At 68.2% G+C, this 18,015-nt stretch carries 18 protein-coding genes; 15 read left to right on the top strand and 3 right to left on the bottom strand.

Annotation, left to right across the window (positions count from 1 at the left end; translation table 11 throughout):
• Positions 1-5: 5 nt before the first annotated feature.
• From ACYVII_RS01815 to ACYVII_RS01795, 5 genes are all read left to right on the top strand, one after another.
• Positions 6-329, top strand: a complete 324-nt coding sequence (locus tag ACYVII_RS01815; protein ID WP_170024148.1) for a DUF2469 domain-containing protein — start codon at positions 6-8, stop codon at positions 327-329.
• Between the two features lie 168 nt (positions 330-497).
• Positions 498-863, top strand: a complete 366-nt coding sequence (locus ACYVII_RS01810) for a YraN family protein (RefSeq protein WP_460530050.1) — start codon at positions 498-500, stop codon at positions 861-863.
• Complete coding sequence (locus tag ACYVII_RS01805) at positions 863-2,398, top strand: YifB family Mg chelatase-like AAA ATPase (RefSeq protein WP_460530047.1); 1,536 nt, start codon at positions 863-865, stop codon at positions 2,396-2,398. The genes ACYVII_RS01810 and ACYVII_RS01805 overlap by 1 nt, the downstream gene beginning before the upstream one ends.
• Complete coding sequence (gene dprA / locus ACYVII_RS01800) at positions 2,395-3,771, top strand: DNA-processing protein DprA (protein WP_460530044.1); 1,377 nt, start codon at positions 2,395-2,397, stop codon at positions 3,769-3,771. Before ACYVII_RS01805 ends, dprA begins: the two co-directional genes overlap by 4 nt.
• Before the next feature lie 45 nt (positions 3,772-3,816).
• Positions 3,817-4,722 (top strand): tyrosine recombinase XerC, encoded by a 906-nt coding sequence (locus ACYVII_RS01795; RefSeq protein WP_460530041.1) that lies wholly within the window; start codon positions 3,817-3,819, stop codon positions 4,720-4,722.
• A gap of 201 nt (positions 4,723-4,923) precedes the next feature.
• Here the strand turns inward: ACYVII_RS01795 and ACYVII_RS01790 are convergent, their stop codons facing one another.
• Positions 4,924-5,514, bottom strand: coding sequence for a murein hydrolase activator EnvC family protein (locus tag ACYVII_RS01790; RefSeq protein WP_460530038.1), 591 nt, complete (start codon positions 5,512-5,514; stop codon positions 4,924-4,926).
• 166 nt (positions 5,515-5,680) lie between these two features.
• On the opposite strand from ACYVII_RS01790, the gene ACYVII_RS01785 reads away from it, so the two are divergent.
• The 10 genes from ACYVII_RS01785 (at position 5,681) to ACYVII_RS01740 (ending at position 15,332) form a co-directional block, all read left to right on the top strand.
• A complete protein-coding gene (locus tag ACYVII_RS01785) occupies positions 5,681-7,174 on the top strand; it encodes a sugar porter family MFS transporter (RefSeq protein WP_460530035.1) in 1,494 nt (497 codons plus the stop codon).
• Between the two features lie 258 nt (positions 7,175-7,432).
• Positions 7,433-8,404 (top strand): small ribosomal subunit protein uS2, encoded by a 972-nt coding sequence (rpsB, locus tag ACYVII_RS01780; RefSeq protein WP_460530032.1) that lies wholly within the window; start codon positions 7,433-7,435, stop codon positions 8,402-8,404.
• Positions 8,405-8,442: 38 nt separating this feature from the next.
• A complete protein-coding gene (tsf, locus tag ACYVII_RS01775; RefSeq protein WP_460530029.1) occupies positions 8,443-9,270 on the top strand; it encodes a translation elongation factor Ts in 828 nt (275 codons plus the stop codon).
• Positions 9,271-9,385: 115 nt separating this feature from the next.
• The gene (pyrH, locus tag ACYVII_RS01770; protein WP_460530025.1) at positions 9,386-10,099 is read left to right on the top strand and encodes a uridine monophosphate kinase; all 714 of its coding nucleotides are present in this window, start codon (positions 9,386-9,388) and stop codon (positions 10,097-10,099) included.
• Between the two features lie 69 nt (positions 10,100-10,168).
• A complete protein-coding gene (gene frr, locus ACYVII_RS01765) occupies positions 10,169-10,723 on the top strand; it encodes a ribosome-recycling factor (RefSeq protein WP_460530022.1) in 555 nt (184 codons plus the stop codon).
• Positions 10,724-10,730: 7 nt separating this feature from the next.
• Positions 10,731-11,744: a phosphatidate cytidylyltransferase gene (locus tag ACYVII_RS01760; RefSeq protein ID WP_460530019.1), complete on the top strand. Its 1,014-nt coding sequence runs from the start codon at positions 10,731-10,733 to the stop codon at positions 11,742-11,744.
• Positions 11,745-11,828: 84 nt separating this feature from the next.
• Complete coding sequence (locus tag ACYVII_RS01755) at positions 11,829-12,371, top strand: DivIVA domain-containing protein (protein WP_460530016.1); 543 nt, start codon at positions 11,829-11,831, stop codon at positions 12,369-12,371.
• 278 nt (positions 12,372-12,649) lie between these two features.
• A complete protein-coding gene (locus ACYVII_RS01750; protein ID WP_460530013.1) occupies positions 12,650-13,231 on the top strand; it encodes an aggregation-promoting factor C-terminal-like domain-containing protein in 582 nt (193 codons plus the stop codon).
• Positions 13,232-13,249: 18 nt separating this feature from the next.
• Positions 13,250-14,986 (top strand): cation:proton antiporter, encoded by a 1,737-nt coding sequence (locus ACYVII_RS01745; RefSeq protein ID WP_460530011.1) that lies wholly within the window; start codon positions 13,250-13,252, stop codon positions 14,984-14,986.
• Positions 14,987-15,035: 49 nt separating this feature from the next.
• On the top strand, positions 15,036-15,332 hold the full coding sequence (locus ACYVII_RS01740; RefSeq protein ID WP_460530008.1) for a hypothetical protein: 297 nt from the start codon (positions 15,036-15,038) through the stop codon (positions 15,330-15,332).
• Between the two features lie 10 nt (positions 15,333-15,342).
• Here ACYVII_RS01740 and ACYVII_RS01735 read toward each other — a convergent pair whose 3' ends face one another.
• Both ACYVII_RS01735 and ACYVII_RS01730 read right to left on the bottom strand, forming a co-directional pair.
• Entirely contained in the window at positions 15,343-16,383 is a 1,041-nt protein-coding gene (locus tag ACYVII_RS01735; RefSeq protein WP_460530006.1) for an AI-2E family transporter, read from the bottom strand.
• A gap of 22 nt (positions 16,384-16,405) precedes the next feature.
• Positions 16,406-17,854 carry a coiled-coil domain-containing protein gene (locus tag ACYVII_RS01730; RefSeq protein ID WP_460530003.1) on the bottom strand — a complete coding sequence of 483 codons (1,449 nt, stop codon included), beginning with the start codon at positions 17,852-17,854 and terminating at the stop codon, positions 16,406-16,408.
• Between the last annotated feature and the right edge of the window lie 161 nt (positions 17,855-18,015).

Genomic DNA, 18,015 nt, shown 5'->3' with positions numbered 1-18,015 from the left:
CTGCGATGGACGAGGACGAATTCGACGACTACGACCGCGAGGTCGAGCTTGCTCTGTACCGCGAGTACCGCGACATCGTCTCGCAGTTCAAGTACGTGATCGAGACCGAGCGCCGGTTCTACCTGGCGAACGAGGTGGAGTTCGTGCGCCGCGATACCGCGAACGACTTCTACTTCGAGATCACGATGCACGACGTCTGGGTCTGGGACGTCTACCGGGCCGATCGCTTCGTGAAGTCCGTGCGTGTGCTGACGTTCAAAGACGTCAACATCGAGGAGCTTTCGAGCAAGGAGTTCGAACTGCCGAAGGAGCTCGCGCTCGACGAGTAGGCGCGTCTGCGGATCGCCTTCCCCAGTGATCGCGTCGCCTCGGTTTTCCACGGTTGCACGGGTCAGCTTTCCGTCCCAAGGTGCGCGGATCGGCCGGTTGTCCCGACCCGGCGCTCCCACGCGATTTCGCCTGTCTCCTTCCCGACATGCTGTCGGCGGAGGCACCCGATGGCGAAGAAGGACGAACTGGGCAGGCGCGGTGAAGAGCTCGCGGCCCGATACCTCAAGGCGCGCGGATACCGCGTCATAGAGCGCAACTGGCGCTGCCCGCAGGGTGAGATCGACATCGTCGCCGAGCGCGGCGGCGAGTTGGCGGTCGTCGAGGTGAAGACGCGCTCCTCGACCGTGTACGGGCATCCGTTCGACGCGATCACACCGGTGAAGGCCGCCAGACTGCGCCTGCTTGCCGGGCTCTGGTGCGAGGCATCCGCGCACCCTCCGCGGTCGTTGCGCATCGACGCCATTGCCGTGCTGGCCCCCGCCGGCATCGCCGATGCCGACGTCGTCATCGAGCACCTGATCGGAGTGTGCTGATGGCGATCGCGCACACCAGGGGCATAGCCCTTGTGGGTCTCACTCCACACATCGTCGACGTGGAGGCCGACATCTCGCCGGGGCTGCCGGCGTTCTCGGTCATCGGCCTTCCGGATGCGGCGCTCGGCGAGTCCCGTCATCGTGTGCGTGCCGCCGCGTCCAACTCCGGCCTGCCGATCACGTCCCGCAAGCTCACGGTCAGCCTGTCGCCAGCGGCGCTTCCCAAGCATGGCAGCGGGTTCGATTTGGGTGTCGCGCTGGCCGCGCTCGCTGCCGCCGGAGACGTGCCGCCCGACTCGGTGGCATCCACCGTCCATCTCGGGGAGCTCGGACTCGACGGAAGGTTGCGGCCGACGCCCGGTGTGCTTCCGGCGGTCATCGGGGCAGCTCGCGCCGGCCTCCGCCGGGTGATGGTGCCGACCGCGAATGCGGATGAGGCGAGCCTCGTGCCCGGAATGCAGGTCATCCCTGTGGCGTCGCTGCGCGATGCGGCGATCCGGCACGGAGCCGACCTCGACCCGGTTCCGGTCGAGGCGTGGACGTCGACGGCGGCACTGGATGATACCGGTGCGGCACACGCGGATCTCGCCGAGGTCGTCGGCAACGAAGAGGCTATCGAGGCGCTCATCATCGCTGCCGCAGGCGGGCACCACATGTTCCTGCTCGGACCGCCCGGCGCGGGCAAGACGATGCTGGCGGAGCGGCTGCCAGGGCTCCTTCCCGACCTCGAAACGGATGCCTCGCTCGAGGCCACCTCGATCCGCTCTCTGGCCGGAGGCTCCGTCACCGGCCTGGTCACCCGACCGCCTTTCGAGGCTCCGCATCACACCGCCACCGCTGCCGCGATCGTGGGCGGCGGCAGCGGGCAGATCCGTCCGGGAGCGGCCGTAAGGGCAGCGCACGGTGTGCTGTTCCTCGACGAGGCGCCAGAGTTCCCGAGCTCTGTGCTCGACGTGTTGCGCCAGCCGCTCGAGTCGGGCGAGATCCGCATTCACCGCGCCAACGCGACGGCGACGTTCCCCGGCCGCTTCCAATTGATCATGGCGGCGAACCCGTGCCCGTGCGGCCAGTACAACGTCGGCGACGCCGAGTGCACCTGTGCGCCCTCGGCCATCCGCCGGTACCTGGGCAAGATCTCGGGTCCGCTGCTCGACCGCGTCGACATCCGGCTCAATGTCCGCCGGGTGACGGCGGCGCAACTGAAGCTCGCTGCAGACGTTCCCCGTACCAGCACGGCCGAGGCCCGCTCGAGGGTCGTGAGGGCGCGCGAAGCGGCCGCCGCCCGCCTGGCCGACACGCCGTGGAGTGCCAACGCTCAGGTGCCCGGTTCATGGCTCCGTGAGAGCGTCCGGATGCTGCCACGCGGTGCGACCTCGGTGCTCGACCGCGCGCTGGAGCGCGGCGCGATCACGATGCGCGGCTACGACCGGTCGCTGCGCCTCGCCTGGTCGATCGCCGATGTCGCGGGGGCGGAGCAGCCCACCGCCGAGCACATCCATACTGCCCTCTACCTCAGAAGGGGAATCGCGACATGACCGTCTTCGGACTCGATCGGGAACACGTGAGGGAGCTCGTCACCAGCGTCTGCTGGTCTCGGGAGAAGGACGTCGACCTCGATGACCGGCAGGTGGCGGATCGGTTCGCACGCGCAGCGTGGTCCGTGATCACAGAGCCCGGTGACGGCACGGCGGGAGCGTTGATCGCCGAGCGCGGCGCCGCCGAGGCACTGCGTTTCGCGCTGGGCGATGCACGGAGTCGCACAACCCCGGGTGCACCTCCCGGGTCCCCGGACCTCTCCGGCACCTCACGCGGTGTGACTGATGAGCCGCAGAGTGCGACGGACGCGGCGAGAGGGCCCGGGATCGACTCGGCCGAGCTGAAGGCCGGGCTCGACCGCTGGCGTCCCCGGATGCGCTCCGGAGACGTCGAGCGCGCGCTGCTGCTGGCGGCACACGTCGGCGCCCGAATGCTCGTACCCGGCAGCGAGCGCGGACCCTGGCCCGTGGGCGCCGACGACCTCGGCCCGCACGCACCGATTGCCCTGTGGGTGCGCGGGGATCCGGCCCTGATCGCCGAGGAGCGTGCCGGCGTGGCGCTCGTCGGCGCTCGCGCGGCCACCGGGTACGGCGAGCACGTGGCGGGCGAAGCATCCGCGGGTCTCATCGAACTCGGGTTTGCGATCGTCTCCGGTGCCGCATACGGAATCGACGGAATGGCCCATCGCGCCGCTCTGGCGGCGGGCGGGCTCACAATGGCGTTCCTCGCCGGCGGGGTCGATCGCTTCTACCCGGCAGGTCACGACGACCTCTTGCGTCGCATCACCCAGGACGGCGTGGTGCTGTCCGAGTTGCCGTGCGGTGCAGCACCCACGAAATGGAGGTTCCTGCAGCGGAACAGGTTGATCGCGGCGTGCAGCGAGGCCACAGTGGTCGTGGAGGCCGGGGCCCGCTCGGGCTCGCTCAACACCGCGGGGCACGCCTCGGCCCTCGGCCGGCCGCTCGGCGCCTTTCCCGGACCTGTCACATCGCCCGCTTCGGCGGGATGCCACCGATTGCTGCGCGAGTACGACGCCGTCTGCGTCACCAACGCCAGGGAGATCGCCGAACTCGCCCCGCCGCGCCCGCGCGGCATCCGAGGAGCGGCCGACCACACCGGATCGGAAGGTCCTGCGAGCGGGGCCGGCTCCCACGGAGTCGATGCGATGGGCGAGGGCGCAACGCGAGATAGCCCCGAAACGGTGCGCGTACTTGATGCGCTCGGCACGAGGGTGTCGCGCCCGCCAGGAGACATCGCTGCCCGATCCGGTCTGACGGTGGGCGTGGTGGTCGGCGTGCTCGGCGCCCTCGAGGTCGAGGCCAGAGTGCGGGAGGATGCCGATGGCTGGCGGGCCGTTCCACGTCGCGCCTGAGAGTGTCGCGCCGACCGCGGGTTCGTGCGGGACCAAGCTGGAAGCATGTCGTGGGAAGAGGCGATCGCAGACTTCGAGTCCCATCTGCGCACCGAGCGCGGATACTCCCCGAGCACGGTACGGGCGTACGGCTCCGACCTGGGGTCGCTCGCCGGTTTCGCGCAACACGCGGGAGCGGGGTCACCCTGCGACCTCGGGCTTCCGTTGCTGAGGGACTGGCTCTGGAGGTCTCAGCAGGACGGCCTCGCGAAGGCGTCGATAGCGCGAAGGGCTGCTGCTGCCCGCGGCTTCACCGCCTGGCTGGAACGGTCGGGCGCGGCCTCGGCGGATGCCGGTCGTCGCCTCCGTGCTCCGAAAGCAGACCGGAGGCTCCCGCGAGTGGTGACGCGAGGCCAGGCATCCACTCTGCTCGACAGTCTGAAGGCGAGAGCCGCCGGCGGCGAGCCCGGTGCCCTGCGCGACCTCGCCGTGGTCGAACTGTTGTACGCGTCGGGCCTGCGGGTTTCCGAACTGACCGGCATCGACGTGGACGACGTCGACCTCGACCGTCTCACGGTGCGTGTCACCGGCAAGGGGTCGAAGGAGCGAGTCGTACCGTTCGGCGTGCCCGCGCTGAACGCCATCGTGGACTATCTGCGCACCGCACGCCCGGCACTCGCGACCGGGTCCGACGCCGCCGCGCTGTTCCTCGGTGCTCGGGGTGGACGACTGGGCACGCGGACGGTGTACCGGCTCGTCTCTTCCCTGCTCGAGGAACTCCCCGGCTCTGGACCCTCGGGACCGCACACTCTGCGACACACAGCCGCAACGCATCTCCTCGACGGCGGGGCCGACCTTCGGGCGGTGCAAGAGCTGCTCGGCCACGCCAGCCTGGGCACGACGCAGATCTACACCCACGTATCGGCGGAACGACTCAAGGAGAGCTACCAGAGGGCGCACCCTCGCGCCTGAACCGCTGCCCTCGCCTCTCAACCTGCACGCATGTCCGAACGCGGGCCGCCCTCGCGCCTGAACCGCTGCACGCGTGTCCGAATGCGGGCCGCCCTCGCGCGAGAACCGGTGCCTCGACTCGGTCCGGCCGCCCGGTGCACTCGACTCGGTCCGGCCGGCCGGTCCCGCGAGATCTCTGACGCTGCGGTGGAAGCTCGGCAGTCACCTCAACGGAAGCAGCACGGCGCGCGGCACCCCGCCGAAGTACCGCATCGGCGAGACGTACTCGCCGTCGACTCGCACGCCGAGATGGATGCACCTTGTATCGCAATGCCCGCCCGTCGCAACCGCTCCGAGCGCACCACCCCGAGTCACGGCGTCGCCGGCCGACAGCGTCGTGGCGACGGGTTCGATGCTGATCAGCACGCCAGGCCCTGCCTGCACTGTGACGGTGGGCCGGTCGACGACGACACCGGCGAACCGAACGGTTCCCGACTCCGGGGCGAGCACCGAAACGCCGGGCGGCGCTGCGATGTCAATACCGCGATGTCCGGCCGAGTAACGGGATGCCGGCGCCTCGTAGGGGCGCACGACGGTGCGGGGCCCGGCAACGGGCCACACCCATCCGGCATCCTGATGGACGGCCGGGGTCGAGACCGATGTCGATGAGGCGGCAGGCGGGCGAGCCATGGAACCAGACGGGGAAGGACTCGCGCTCGCCGGCTCGGGGGTGCCGGTGAGCGCGAGCGCCAGCGTCGCCGCCGCGACGGCGCTCACCGCTCGGGTTGCGATGAGACGGCGCGGCGACGACATGACGAGATCCTGACACCGAACGCTGCCCGGAAAGGGCGGTGGATGGCGCGCTGTGGATGGACCGCCGGGCACGGTCACGGGGGAGGGGAAGACGCCCTGCCGGACCCCGTGGTGTTAGCGTGCTAACTGTTGGCGTGCCAACGAGAGAGCGAGGGGGGCGATCTCGATGTCAGACCGTCAGACGAACGAGCAGGACGAGGCAGAGAGCGGGCCGGTCACGGCCTCCAGTTCCAAGATGGGCACCGCGCACACCGGCAAGGTGCTCGGTGTCACGATCTCGGCGGCGCTGGGCGGACTGCTTTTCGGATTCGACACGTCCGTGATCAATGGCGCGGTCGACTCGATCCAGCACACGTTCAATCTGGGGTCGGCGGCCATCGGCTTCACAGTGGCCATCACCCTGATCGGCTGCGCGGTCGGCGCGTGGTTCGCGGGGCAGCTGGCCGACGCCTGGGGTCGCAAGTCCGTCATGCTGCTCGCGGCCATCCTGTTCGTGGCGAGCTCGATCGCATCCGGGCTCGCATTCGCCGACTGGTTCCTGATGTCGTGGCGATTCATCGGCGGACTCGCCATCGGCATCGCCTCCGTCATCGCGCCGGCCTACATCGGCGAGATCGCACCCGCGAAGCTGCGCGGTGGCCTCAGCTCGCTGCAGCAGCTGGCGATCACGCTCGGGATCTTCCTGGCACTTCTGTCGGATGCCGCGCTTGCCGGCTCCGAAGGCAACGCGATGCGCGCACTCTGGTTCGGGCTGCCGGCCTGGCGTTGGATGCTTCTCGTCGGCGTCGTCCCCGCCGTGGTCTACGGCATCCTGTCGCTCTCCATCCCCGAATCGCCGCAATACCTGCTGCGCAAGGGGCGGCGAGACGACGCGAGAACGGTCGTGCGGGAGGTGACCGGCGCAATCGACATCGACAAGCGCATCGATGAGATCGAAGAGAGCTTGGAGAGTGAGCGCCGCGCCCGCTACCGCGACCTGCGCGGAAAGGCCCTGGGCCTGCAACCCATCCTCTGGGTGGGAATCGGCATGGCCGCCTTCCAGCAGCTGGTCGGCATCAACGCGATCTTCTACTACTCGACGACACTGTGGAAGTCGGTCGGCTTCAGCTCCAGCGACTCGTTCGTCACCTCCGTGATCACGTCGGTGATCAACGTGGTGCTCACGTTCGTCGCGATCTTGTTCGTCGACCGGGTGGGACGCAAGGCACTGCTGCTCTGGGGCTCCGCCGGCATGTTCGTCGGGCTCGTGCTCGCAGCGATCTCGTTCTCCCAGGCGCACACCTCCGGCGGCACGGTGACGCTGCCGCAGCCGTGGGGCGTCATCGCCCTGATCGGCGCCAACCTGTTCGTCATCTTCTTCGCCGCCACGTGGGGCCCGGTGATGTGGGTCGTGCTCGGCGAGGTGTTCCCGAACAAGATCCGCGGCCTCGGCCTTGGCATCGCTGCGGCCTTCAACTGGGTCTTCAACTTCCTCGTCACGCTGCTGTTCCCGATCCTCAGCCAGGCGGTCGGACTGGACTGGGTCTACGCGGGCTTCGCGCTGTTCGCCGCACTGTCGTTCTGGTTCGTGTTCGCCGCCCTGCCGGAGATCACCGGGCTCGAGCTCGAGGACAAGTCCAAGCTCAAGCGCCTGCACCGAGAGCACGCAGAAGCCAGCTGAAGTCGGGCGTCGTCCCGCTGCTGCTATGATGGTCGGGCACCCCGCTGAGTCGGGGTGACTACGCGCGCCCGTTCGCCGGCGGAGCCCCGATTCGTTCGGAGCCTTCGCCAATCGGCACAGGAACCCTTCGGTCTTCGACTCCGGTCGAGGCGGATTCCTGTCGAGCGCTAGGCGCGGGGCCGTCCGGCTCTCGCGAAGAAACCGACCAAGGCATGCTGCAGGCCCGCGCCGCAGAGCCTTGAGACAAGGAGAACGGCCATGGCCGTCGTCACCATGCGCCAGCTGCTCGACAGCGGCGTGCACTTCGGACACCAGACCCGGCGCTGGAACCCGAAGATGAAGCGCTTCATCCTCACGGAGCGAAGCGGCAGCTACATCATCGACCTCCAGCAGTCGCTCGCCTACATCGACAAGGCGTACGACTTCGTCAAGGAGACCGTCGCCCACGGCGGCACCGTGCTGTTCGTCGGCACCAAGAAGCAGGCCCAGAACGCCATCGCCGAGCAGGCGCAGCGCGTCGGCCAGCCGTACGTGAACCAGCGCTGGCTCGGTGGTCTGCTCACGAACTTCCAGACCGTGTCGAAGCGTCTCGCACGCATGAAGGAGCTCGAGGAGCTCGACTTCGAGGGCACCACCAGCGGCTTCACCAAGAAGGAGCTGCTGATCAAGAAGCGCGAGCTCGACAAGCTTCACAAGTCGCTCGGCGGCATCCGCAACCTCAGCAAGACCCCGAGCGCGATCTGGGTCGTCGACACCAAGAAGGAGCACCTCGCCATCGACGAGGCGCGCAAGCTCGGCATCCCCGTGATCGCCATCCTCGACACCAACTGCGACCCCGACGAGGTGCAGTACCCCATCCCGGGCAACGACGACGCGATCCGCTCCGTGTCGCTGCTCACCCGCATCGTCGCCGACGCCGCGGCCGAGGGTCTCATCCAGCGCCACCAGAAGCCCGAGGAGGGTGAGGAAGGCGCGGAGCCGCTGGCCGAGTGGGAGCGCGAGCTGCTCGAGACCGGTGACGGCGCGGTGCAGTCCAGCGCCGAGACTGCCAGGCGCGCAGACGCCGATCTCGCCGAGAGCAAGGCGGACGCTGCTGCCATCGTCGACGAGGAGGCCGAGCAGGTCGAGGCCACCGAGTCCGAGGCGGATGCCGAGGGTGCGGATGTCGAGGCCGAGGCCGTCGTCGAGGCGGATGAGGCTGCCGAGGGCGCAGCCGCCGAAGCCAAGTAGTCCACCTTCTTTCTCTTCATTCAGGAGTTCACACCACCATGGCAAACGTCAGCATCGCCGACATCAAGGCGCTGCGCGAGCAGCTCGGCACCGGCATGGTCGACACCAAGAAGGCGCTCGAGGAGGCCGATGGCGACATCGAGAAGGCCACCGAGATCCTGCGTCTGAAGGGTGCAAAGGGTAACGCCAAGCGAGCGGACCGCTCCACCAGCGAGGGCCTCGTGACGGCCCGCGAGCACGGCGGTCGCGCCTACATGCTCGAGCTGAACTGCGAGACCGACTTCGTCGCGAAGAACGACAAGTTCATCGCCCTCGCGGGCGGGGTCGAGGAGGCCGTCGTCGAGGCGGGCGCCACGACGCTCGAGGAGGCGCTGGCAGCACCTGCTGCCACCAAGACCGTGGCCGACGTCATCAACGACGAGGCCGCGATCCTCGGTGAGAAGGTCGAGTTGCGCCGCTTTGCGAGCCTCGACGGCGACGCGTTCTCGATCTACCTGCACCGCACGTCGAAGGACCTGCCTCCGCAGGTAGGCGTCATCCTCGCCTACACCGGCGACGACGCAGACACGGCGCGCAGCATCGCACAGCACATCTCGTTCGCCAACCCGGAGTACCTCACGCGTGACGACGTTCCTGCCGAGAAGGTCGAGAACGAGCGCCGCATCGTCGAAGAGATCTCGCGCAACGAGGGCAAGCCGGAGGCCGCTCTGCCGAAGATCATCGAGGGCCGCCTCGGTGCCTACTTCAAGCAGGTCTCGCTGCTCGACCAGGACTACGCCAAGGACAACAAGCTGACCGTCGGAAAGGTCGCGTCCGACGCGGGCATCACGATCACCGGTTTCGCCCGGTTCAAGGTCGGCGCTTAAGCAGCATGAACGGGAGTCCGGATCGTCCATCGATCCGGACTCCTTTTCTGTGCGCTTCGTCTAGCCGGCCGCCATTACGTTAGATTCCGTACACGCTCGAGAAGGGACTCGCCACATGCCAACTGCCACGAGACGGAGGGTCCTTCTCAAACTGTCCGGTGAGGCGTTCGGCGGCGGCGCCCTCGGCGTGAACCCCGACGTGGTGAGCTCGCTCGCCCGCGAGATCGCACGTGCAGCCGAAGACGTCGAGGTGGCGGTCGTCGTCGGCGGCGGCAACTTCTTCCGCGGCGCCGAGCTCAGCCAGCGCGGCATGGACCGCGGACGCGCGGATTACATGGGAATGCTCGGCACCGTGATGAACGCGCTCGCGCTGCAGGACTTCCTGGAGCAGGCGGGTGCCGAGACGCGCGTGCAGTCCGCGATCAGCATGACGCAGGTCGCGGAGCCCTACATCCCGCGCCGTGCCGAGCGGCACCTGGAGAAAGGCCGTGTCGTCATCTTCGGCGCCGGCGCCGGGCTGCCCTACTTCTCCACCGACACCGTCGCCGTGCAGCGCGCCCTGGAGATCGGTGCACACACGGTGCTGATGGCGAAGAACGGCGTCGATGGCCTCTACAGTGACGACCCGCGCAAGAACCCCCAGGCGATCAAGCTCGAGCGCATCACCTATCAGGACGCCCTCGTACGCGATCTCAAGGCGATCGACGCGACGGCGCTCAGCCTGTGCCGTGACAACGCGATGCCGATGCAGATCTTCGGCATCGAGCCGGAGGGCAGCGTGACGGCGGCCATCCTGGGCAAGGAGATCGGCACGATCGTCGGCGGCTGAGCACTCGCCCGACGCCCGGCCCCGGCGGCCCTAAGCTTGAGCTGACCCCTACGAACGAAGGAGCGACAGGTGATCGCTGACTCACTCGCCGCGGCGACAGAGCGCATGACGAAGGCCGTCGACGTGGCCAAGGACGACTTCTCGACCGTGCGCACCGGGCGCGCGAACCCGCAGCTGTTCCAGCGCATCCTCGTGGACTACTACGGAACGCCCACTCCGCTGGCGCAGCTGGCCTCGTTGCAGAACCCCGAGGCGCGCACGCTCGTCATCACGCCGTACGACAAGTCGGCGCTGAAGGAGATCGAGAAGGCGATCGTCGCCGCCCCGAACCTCGGTGCGACGCCGAACAACGACGGCACGATCATCCGGGTCACGATGCCCGAGCTCAACGAGGAGCGGCGCAAGGAGTACGTGAAGATCGTGCGCGGGAAGGCGGAGGATGCCCGCGTGTCGATCCGCAACATCCGTCGTAAGGCGAAGGACGAGCTCGACGCGCTCAAGTCGGAGGTGGGCGACGACGAGGTGGCGCGCGCCGAGAAGGAGCTGGAGTCGATCACGAAGAAGCACATCGACCAGGTCGACGACGCCCTCGGGCGCAAGGAAGCCGAACTCCTCGAGGTCTGAGCCTGAGATGACCCTGCCGCCCGACGCATCCCCGCCACCGCCGGACGACGGCGCGCGTCACAGCGGGGAACCGTCGCCGTTCGGGCGCCGCATCCGCGACCGCCGCGCCGACCTCGAGCGCCAGGTCCAGGCCCAGGTGCAGGCGACCAAGGCGCAGCTGGATGCCACGAATGAGAAGATCCGGCAGCGCACGGGCCGCAACCTCATCTTCGCGATCCTGATCGGTCTGGTGGGCGGCGCACTGCTGCTCGTCAGCCTGATCGTGGTCAAGGAGATCTTCATGGTCTTCGCCGCGGCGTTGGCCGGTTTCGCCGGGTTCGAGTTCGTCACGGCCCTGCGCATCGCGGGGCTCCGGGTGCCGCGCATCGCTCTCACGGTCGTCGGCGTCGTTCTCGTGCCGGCCGCCTACTACCTGCACGCGTCGGGGGAGTGGGTGGTGGCCATCGCCGGCATCCTGTTCCTCTGGCTGTGGCGCATCGCGGAGGGCCTGCCGTCGACCAGGCGGGTGGGCGCACCGGCACTCGTGCGCGACCTCGTGGCATCGGCGCTGGCCATCCTGTACGTGCCGTTCCTGGCGTGCTTCTCCGTGCTGCTCGTCGCGCAACCCGACGGGCAGTGGTGGACGCTGGCCGCGCTCATCGTCGTCGTCTCGGTAGACACCGGGGCGTATGCCGCGGGACTGTCGTTCGGCAAGCATCCGATGGCGCCCACGATCAGCCCGAAGAAGACCTGGGAGGGATTCGCCGGGGCCGCGGCGACCGCACTCGTCGCCGGCGTCGTCCTCGCGATCTTCATGCTGCATGCGCCCTGGTGGTTCGGGCTCGTGTTCGGTGCGCTGATCCTGGTGTCCGCGACCGTGGGTGACCTCACGGAATCGCTGATCAAACGCGACATCGGCATCAAAGACATGAGTTCATGGCTGCCCGGACACGGCGGATTCCTCGACCGCCTGGACTCGATCCTGCCCTCTGTCGCGCTCGCCTACGTGCTGTACGTCGTCTTCGAGCCGCTGTTCCGCTAGCGCGGGGGCTCCGGATGCCCTGAGCCGCCACGCGCCCACGGCTCGCTGTGAGGTGCACACCATCCGTTTTGAGAGAATGAGCCCGTGGCCACGTTTCCCACCGTCAAGCGCAGCAAACGCGGATACGACCCCGAAGAGGTCGACCGGTTCCTGCGGCTCGCCCGGCGCGCCTACGAGGGCGATCCCGACGTGCCTCTCACGGCCGAGGACATCCGTCGCACCGGTTTCGCGCTGCAGCGCGGCGGCTACCAGCCCGACGTGGTCGACGGGGCACTGGAGCGTCTCGAGGACGCCTTCGCCGCACGTGAGCGCACCGAGGCCCGCCAGGAGCTGGGGGACCGTCGCTTTCTCGACGACGCACGCGGCACGGCCCAGGTCATCCTCAACCGGCTGGGCCGCCCCGAAGCCCACCGGTTCGATCGCACGAGCATCTTCACCATCGGATACAACAAGCGCGAGGTCGACCGATTCGCGAAGCGGTTGGTGCGCTACTTCCGGGACGGCATGCCGATGTCGGTCGAGGAGGTGCGCACGGTCGTCTTCCGGCAGCAGCGGCACGGGTACCGAGAGGCGCAGGTGGACCTTCTGCTGGATGCCGTCGTGGACGTGATGCTGGCCGTGCGGTGATCTGAATCAGAGCATTCGCAAACCCAGAATCCCGGATTTGAAGCGAATCGCGTGCACTTCGCTTTTGCCCTCGGGACGATCTTCGTTATCGTAGTGTGATCGTGGGCAGGCGAGTACGACACCTAGCAGAGCCGCCAACACCGACCCGAAACACGGTGGAGGCGTTTGTTCAGCGACCCCAGATGGTTCAGCGCGCCGAGCCGGTAGAGCGGCACCGTCCCAGCGGCCGGCGGTCGCGGACGCGTTTCCGTCGCGGTGCTCGTCCAGTCGTCGTCGGTGTGGCCTTCCTCGCGGCCATCGGCTTCTTCCTGGTGAACATCGTGGATCCGTACTCCGGCGCCGCCGCGTCTCCCGAGTTCGCATCGGCGCACTCCCGATTCCTCGACCAGCCCATCCAGAAGCTCGACGTTTCGGGCAAGGCCATGGCCGAGACCGTCAGCATCGACACCTTCAGCTCCAAGGAAGCGCCGAAGCCGGTCGTCAAGCCGACCGTCACGTCATCATCCGCCTCCGACAGCGGATCGTCGGGTGGCGCACCCGCTGCAGGCACACCAGACCCCGGCAGCGCCCAGGCGTACGCCAAGAGCGTGCTCGCGTCCCAGGGAATGGGCGACGACCAGTTCAACTGCCTCGTCGCGCTGTGGAATCGCGAGTCTCACTGGAACGTCTACGCGTACAACGCGGGGTCTGGCGCCTACGGCATCCCGCAAGCACTTCCTGGCAGCAAGATGGCGTCTGCGGGCCCCGACTGGCAGAACAGCTTCGTCACCCAGGTGAATTGGGGACTCGGCTACGTCGACGGCCGCTACGGCACCCCCTGCGGTGCCTGGGACCACTCGGAGTCGACCGGCTGGTACTAGCCTCACTAATCTGACCGCATGGAGTACGCGCTTCTGGTCATCGCCGGCATCGTGGTGCTCGTCGCCGCGGCAGCGTTCTCCAAGAAGATGGGCATCGCCACGCCCATCCTGCTCGTGGTCATCGGCATCGGCTACTCGCTCGTCCCAGGGGCGCTGCATCTCGCGCTGAACCCCGAGGTCGTGCTCGAGCTGCTCCTGCCGCTTCTGCTCTACGCCGCGGCCGTACAGGTGCCGATCGTCGACTTCCGGCGCAATCTCGGCGGCATCGGCATGCTCTCCGTCGTGCTGGTGGTCATCTCCGCTGTCGTCATCGGGTTCATCCTGTACGCGCTGCTGCCCCAGCTGAACCTCGCCGCGGCCATCGCGCTCGGGGCCGTCGTCAGTCCGACGGATGCCGTCGCAGCGACCGCGGTCGCCAAGCGGCTGGGCCTGCCCGCGCGAGACGTCACGCTGCTGGAGGGTGAGAGCCTGGTCAACGACGCGACCGCGCTGGTGCTGCTGAAGTCCGCGATCGCCGCCACCGCGGCATCCGTCAGCCTGTGGAGCGTTGTAGGCGACTTCGCCAGGTCGGTGATCGTGGCCATCGTCGTCGGCGTGGTGATCGGGTTCGTCACCGTGTGGGTGCGTTCGAAGTTCTCCGAGCCGGTGCTCGACACCGTGATCTCGTTCGTGGTGCCATTCGCCGCCTTCATCCCGGCGGAGGCATTGCAGGCGTCCGGTGCGCTCTCGGTCGTCGTGGCCGGCCTGTACTCGGGGCACCAGGGTGCGCGAAAGTTCAGCGCGCAGTCGCGCATCAGCGAGCAGGTGAACTGGCGCGTGATCGCCTTCGTGATCGAGAACGGCGTCTTCCTCATCATGGGCGGCCAGCTCACCGGGCTGGTGCAGGCATCTGTGAAGCATCCGGAAATCGGACTTCCCGAGACCTTCGCGCTGGGCCTGCTCGTCGTGGTCGTGCTGCTGGTCGTGCGCGCCCTGGTCGTCGCCCCGGTGCTGTGGCGCGTTCGCAGGGCGGCCGGCCGGGCCGACGACGGACGCGAACGGTTGTCGACGCTCCGGGAACGCATGAAGGCGTGGCGGGAGCGATTCGACGACGATCGAATCCAGCAGCGCGCCGATCGTGCCGAGCATCGGATAGCACAGCGGGATGCCGACATGGTCGACCTGCAGAAGAACAACGTCGGCTGGCGCGACGGGGTGGTGCTCACCTGGGCAGGCATGCGCGGAGTGGTCACTCTGGCGGCCGCGCAGTCACTGCCCAACGACACGCCGTACCGGCCGCAGCTCATCCTGATCGCATTCGTCGTCGCGATCGTGTCGCTGCTGGCTCAGGGCGGAACGCTGCCGTGGATCATCAGGCTGACCGGAATCCGTGGAACTGACGCAACTGCCGACACGCGGGAGCTGGCATCGCTTCTGGATGAGATCGCCGAGGCCGCCGACCACGCCATCGACGAGGCCCACATCGAATTGCCGGAGGGGCAGTCGGTGGACCCGAATGTCGTGCAGCGGCTTCGCGACGACATCGGTGTGCTGGCGGAGTCGACGTGGGAGCGCGCGGCCATTCGCGAGGGCGAAAGCCCGGTGGGCCCGCACGCCCAGTACGGGCTGCTGCTGCGGATCGCCATCGATGCGCAACGCGAGGCTCTGCTGGAGGCGCGCTCGAAGGGCGCGTATCCATCCCGGGTGCTGGGCAAGGCGCAGGCGTTGCTCGACCAGGAGGAGGCTCGCCTGGAGCGCCGCGACGTGGGGGAGTGAGGCACGCCCGCTGCCGGTCGGCCCGGCCGGCGAATCGTAGAATGGGCGGATGCCGCGCAACAACCGATCCCGCAGGCGCGGCTCGCCGGCGCACACCGAGCACGGGGATCTGAGTCGGCTCCTTGACGGGTGGCGCCGCACCGAGGTGCGCAGGGGACGCGAGTGGAATGTGCAGCCGGTGGGCGAGGCATCCGCTGCGAAGAGCTACACGTGCCCTGGATGCGGCGGCGTCATCGCACCCGGCGTCGCACACGTGGTCGTGTGGCGCGCCGACGGCGTGACGGGCGACGCCGCGGACCTCGAGGCCAGGCGGCACTGGCACAGCGGATGCTGGCGCATCGCGTGAGGGCGTGAGGTCAGAGTTCGTTCTGCCGTGGGATGACGACCTGCTTGATGATCAGCAGGATCGACGCGGCGACCGGGATAGCGATCAGTGCGCCCAGGATGCCCAGCAGGGAGCCGCCCGCGAGCGCGGCGATCACGACGACCGCGCCCGGCACCGCCACGGCACGGTTCATGATGCGCGGGCTCAGCACGTATGCCTCGACCTGCATGTAGATGACGTAGTAGATGATGGCCACGAGCGCGGTCACCGGTGAGGCCAGCAGCAGCGACAGCAGCGCGATGATGATCGAGCCCGAGATCGTGCCCACCAGCGGGATCAGCGAGAACAGGAAGGCGATCACGGCCAGCAGGATCGGGAACGGCGCGCCGATGATCGTGAGGAAGATCGAGCTGAGGATGCCGTTGATCAGCGCCAGCGCGACCTGTCCCATCACGTACTTGCCGACAGAGTCGGTGATCTGCTCTGCGATGTCGGCGAACCGGCCGCGCTTGCTCGCAGGCACCAGCTCGTACGCGGCCCGTTTGATGTTCGGCAGCGACGCCGTGAAGTAGATCGTCAGGATGATGACGATCAGTGCGCCGAAGAAGCCGGAGACGATGGCGATTCCGACCGACAGGAGCCCCGCCCCGATACTGCCGGCCGACTTCTGGATGTTCGCCCAGATCTCTTGGAGCGACTTGTCGAAGTCGACCGCCGGGAACTGCTTCTGGAGCGTCTGATACCACTCCTGATACGTGCCCTTCTCCACGAAGTTCGTGATCTGCTTCACGAGGCTCGTGCCCTGGCTGACGATGATCGGGATGATCGCCCACAGCAGCAGGCCGAGCAGCACGAGCAGCACGACGAGCACGATCAGGATGGCCGCCCAGCGCGGTATCTTGCGCCGCTCCAGGAACGCCACGATCGGCTCGATGCCGAGCGCAAGGAACAGAGCCGCCCCGATATAGGTGAGGATCGTCGACAACGAGACGATCGACGTGAGAATGAGAACGCCGAGCCCGACTCCGAGGGTCCCGATCAGTCCGACCCGGAATGCGTTCTGGATCTTCACGCGGCCCCCCTCGCCTGCACCGTCAGTCGTCTACGGCAGTCACCTGCTCCGCCTGGCTCAGCACGCTACGCAGGCTCTCGAAGTACCCGGCGACGGCTTCGCGTTCGATCCTAATCTGAGAGAGCCGCTCTTCCGCGTCAGCCACGAGCCCGCGTGTGCGCTCTTCAGCCTCGTCGATGATAGCGGCCGCCCGGTCCTCCGCCGAGCGCACTATCTCGCGCGCCGAGGCCTCGGCCTCCTTGCGTGCCGCCTTCACCTCCGAACGCATCTCCTGCTCGATGGCCTCGCCCTCCGAGCGCACCTCGTTGGTGCGGCTCGTGACCTCAGCCAGCTCCGCGTTCGCGTCATCCAGGTACTTCTGCGTCTGAGCGACCGCCTCCTGATGACGAGCGAGGTGCTCCTTCTCGGACTCGTCGCGGCGTGCCTTGAGCTCGACCTCGAGCTCCATCCGCGCACGCTCGGCCTCGTGGGCCAACCGCTCCGACTCTGCGGCGATTTCCGAACGGATGCCCGCGAGCTCCTCCTCGAGTTCCTTCCGTGCCTTCTCCGCGGCCCGCTGGAACGCCTTGCGCTCCTTCTCCGCTTCGGCGGCGGCCTCTGCCTTGCGCTGATCGAGCTCGCGCGCCAGAGCGGCACGGCCCTGCTCGATCTCGTTGGCGAGGTCGATGCGCGCCTGCTGGGTGTCGGCGGCCAGGTCACGCTGTGCCTGGGCGATCTCCTGGTCGACCACGGTGCGACGGTCGGCCAGTTCCGCCTCGACCTCGGCACGCCGCGCCTCGACCTCCCTGGCGAGTGCCGCCCTCGTCTCCTCGACCTCGCGGCTCAGCCCTTCGGCATCCGTTCGCGCCTCGGCCGCCTCGCGGTTGGCGGCGGCCTTCGTCTCGGCCGCTTCGTGCTCCGCCTCGGCCTGCATGGCCGCCGCCTCGCGCTTGGCCGTCGCCCGCAGCTCGGCGACCTCGGTGGCGACCGAGGCGCGCACGGCAGCGGCCTGACGCTGCGACTCCTGGTTCAGCGTGTCTGCCTTGGTTCGAGCCTCGGTTACCAGCTCGTTCGCCTCGATGCCGGCGTCCTGCAACGTCGTGTCCGCCTGAGCGTGCGCCTCGGCAAGGATGCGCTGGGCCTGTTCCTCGGCCGTGCGGCGGGTCTTCTCGACCTCGGCGGCGACGGCGGAACGCAGCTTCTCGGCGTCGATGTCGGCCTGCGCGATCATGCGCGTGGACTGCTCCTCCGCCACGCGCAGCGTGTTCTCGAGCTTGGTTCCGAGACCGGAGAACGTCGGGCTGCCGACCTCCTCGATCTCCGCGTTGAGCTCATCGATGCGGGCGGAAAGGCGCTTGATCTCTTTGGCAGAATCCGCGGTCTGCGCGTTCGCCTGGATCAGCTCGCGCCGCAGATCCTGGATCGCCTTGTCGACCTCGTCCTTGTCATAACCGCGGAAGACTTGAGTGAACTCTGTCTCTTCGGGGGCCACGGGCTTCTTCTCTCCGGGTGGTATCGGGGGTTGGATGTTCGCGCGCGGCGCTGCCGTATGGGGGAGCCGGCAGAGGCACGAAGCCGAGCGCGACGACGCGCCGGGCGTTTCGAGTGTAGTCGGGCCTGGCATCCGTTGGGGGGGTGCCCGGGTCCGATTCG

The organism is Humibacter ginsengiterrae, assembly GCF_054780115.1.
Note: the sequence above shows the minus strand (reverse complement) of the source record. Positions and strands in the feature narration are given on the sequence as shown.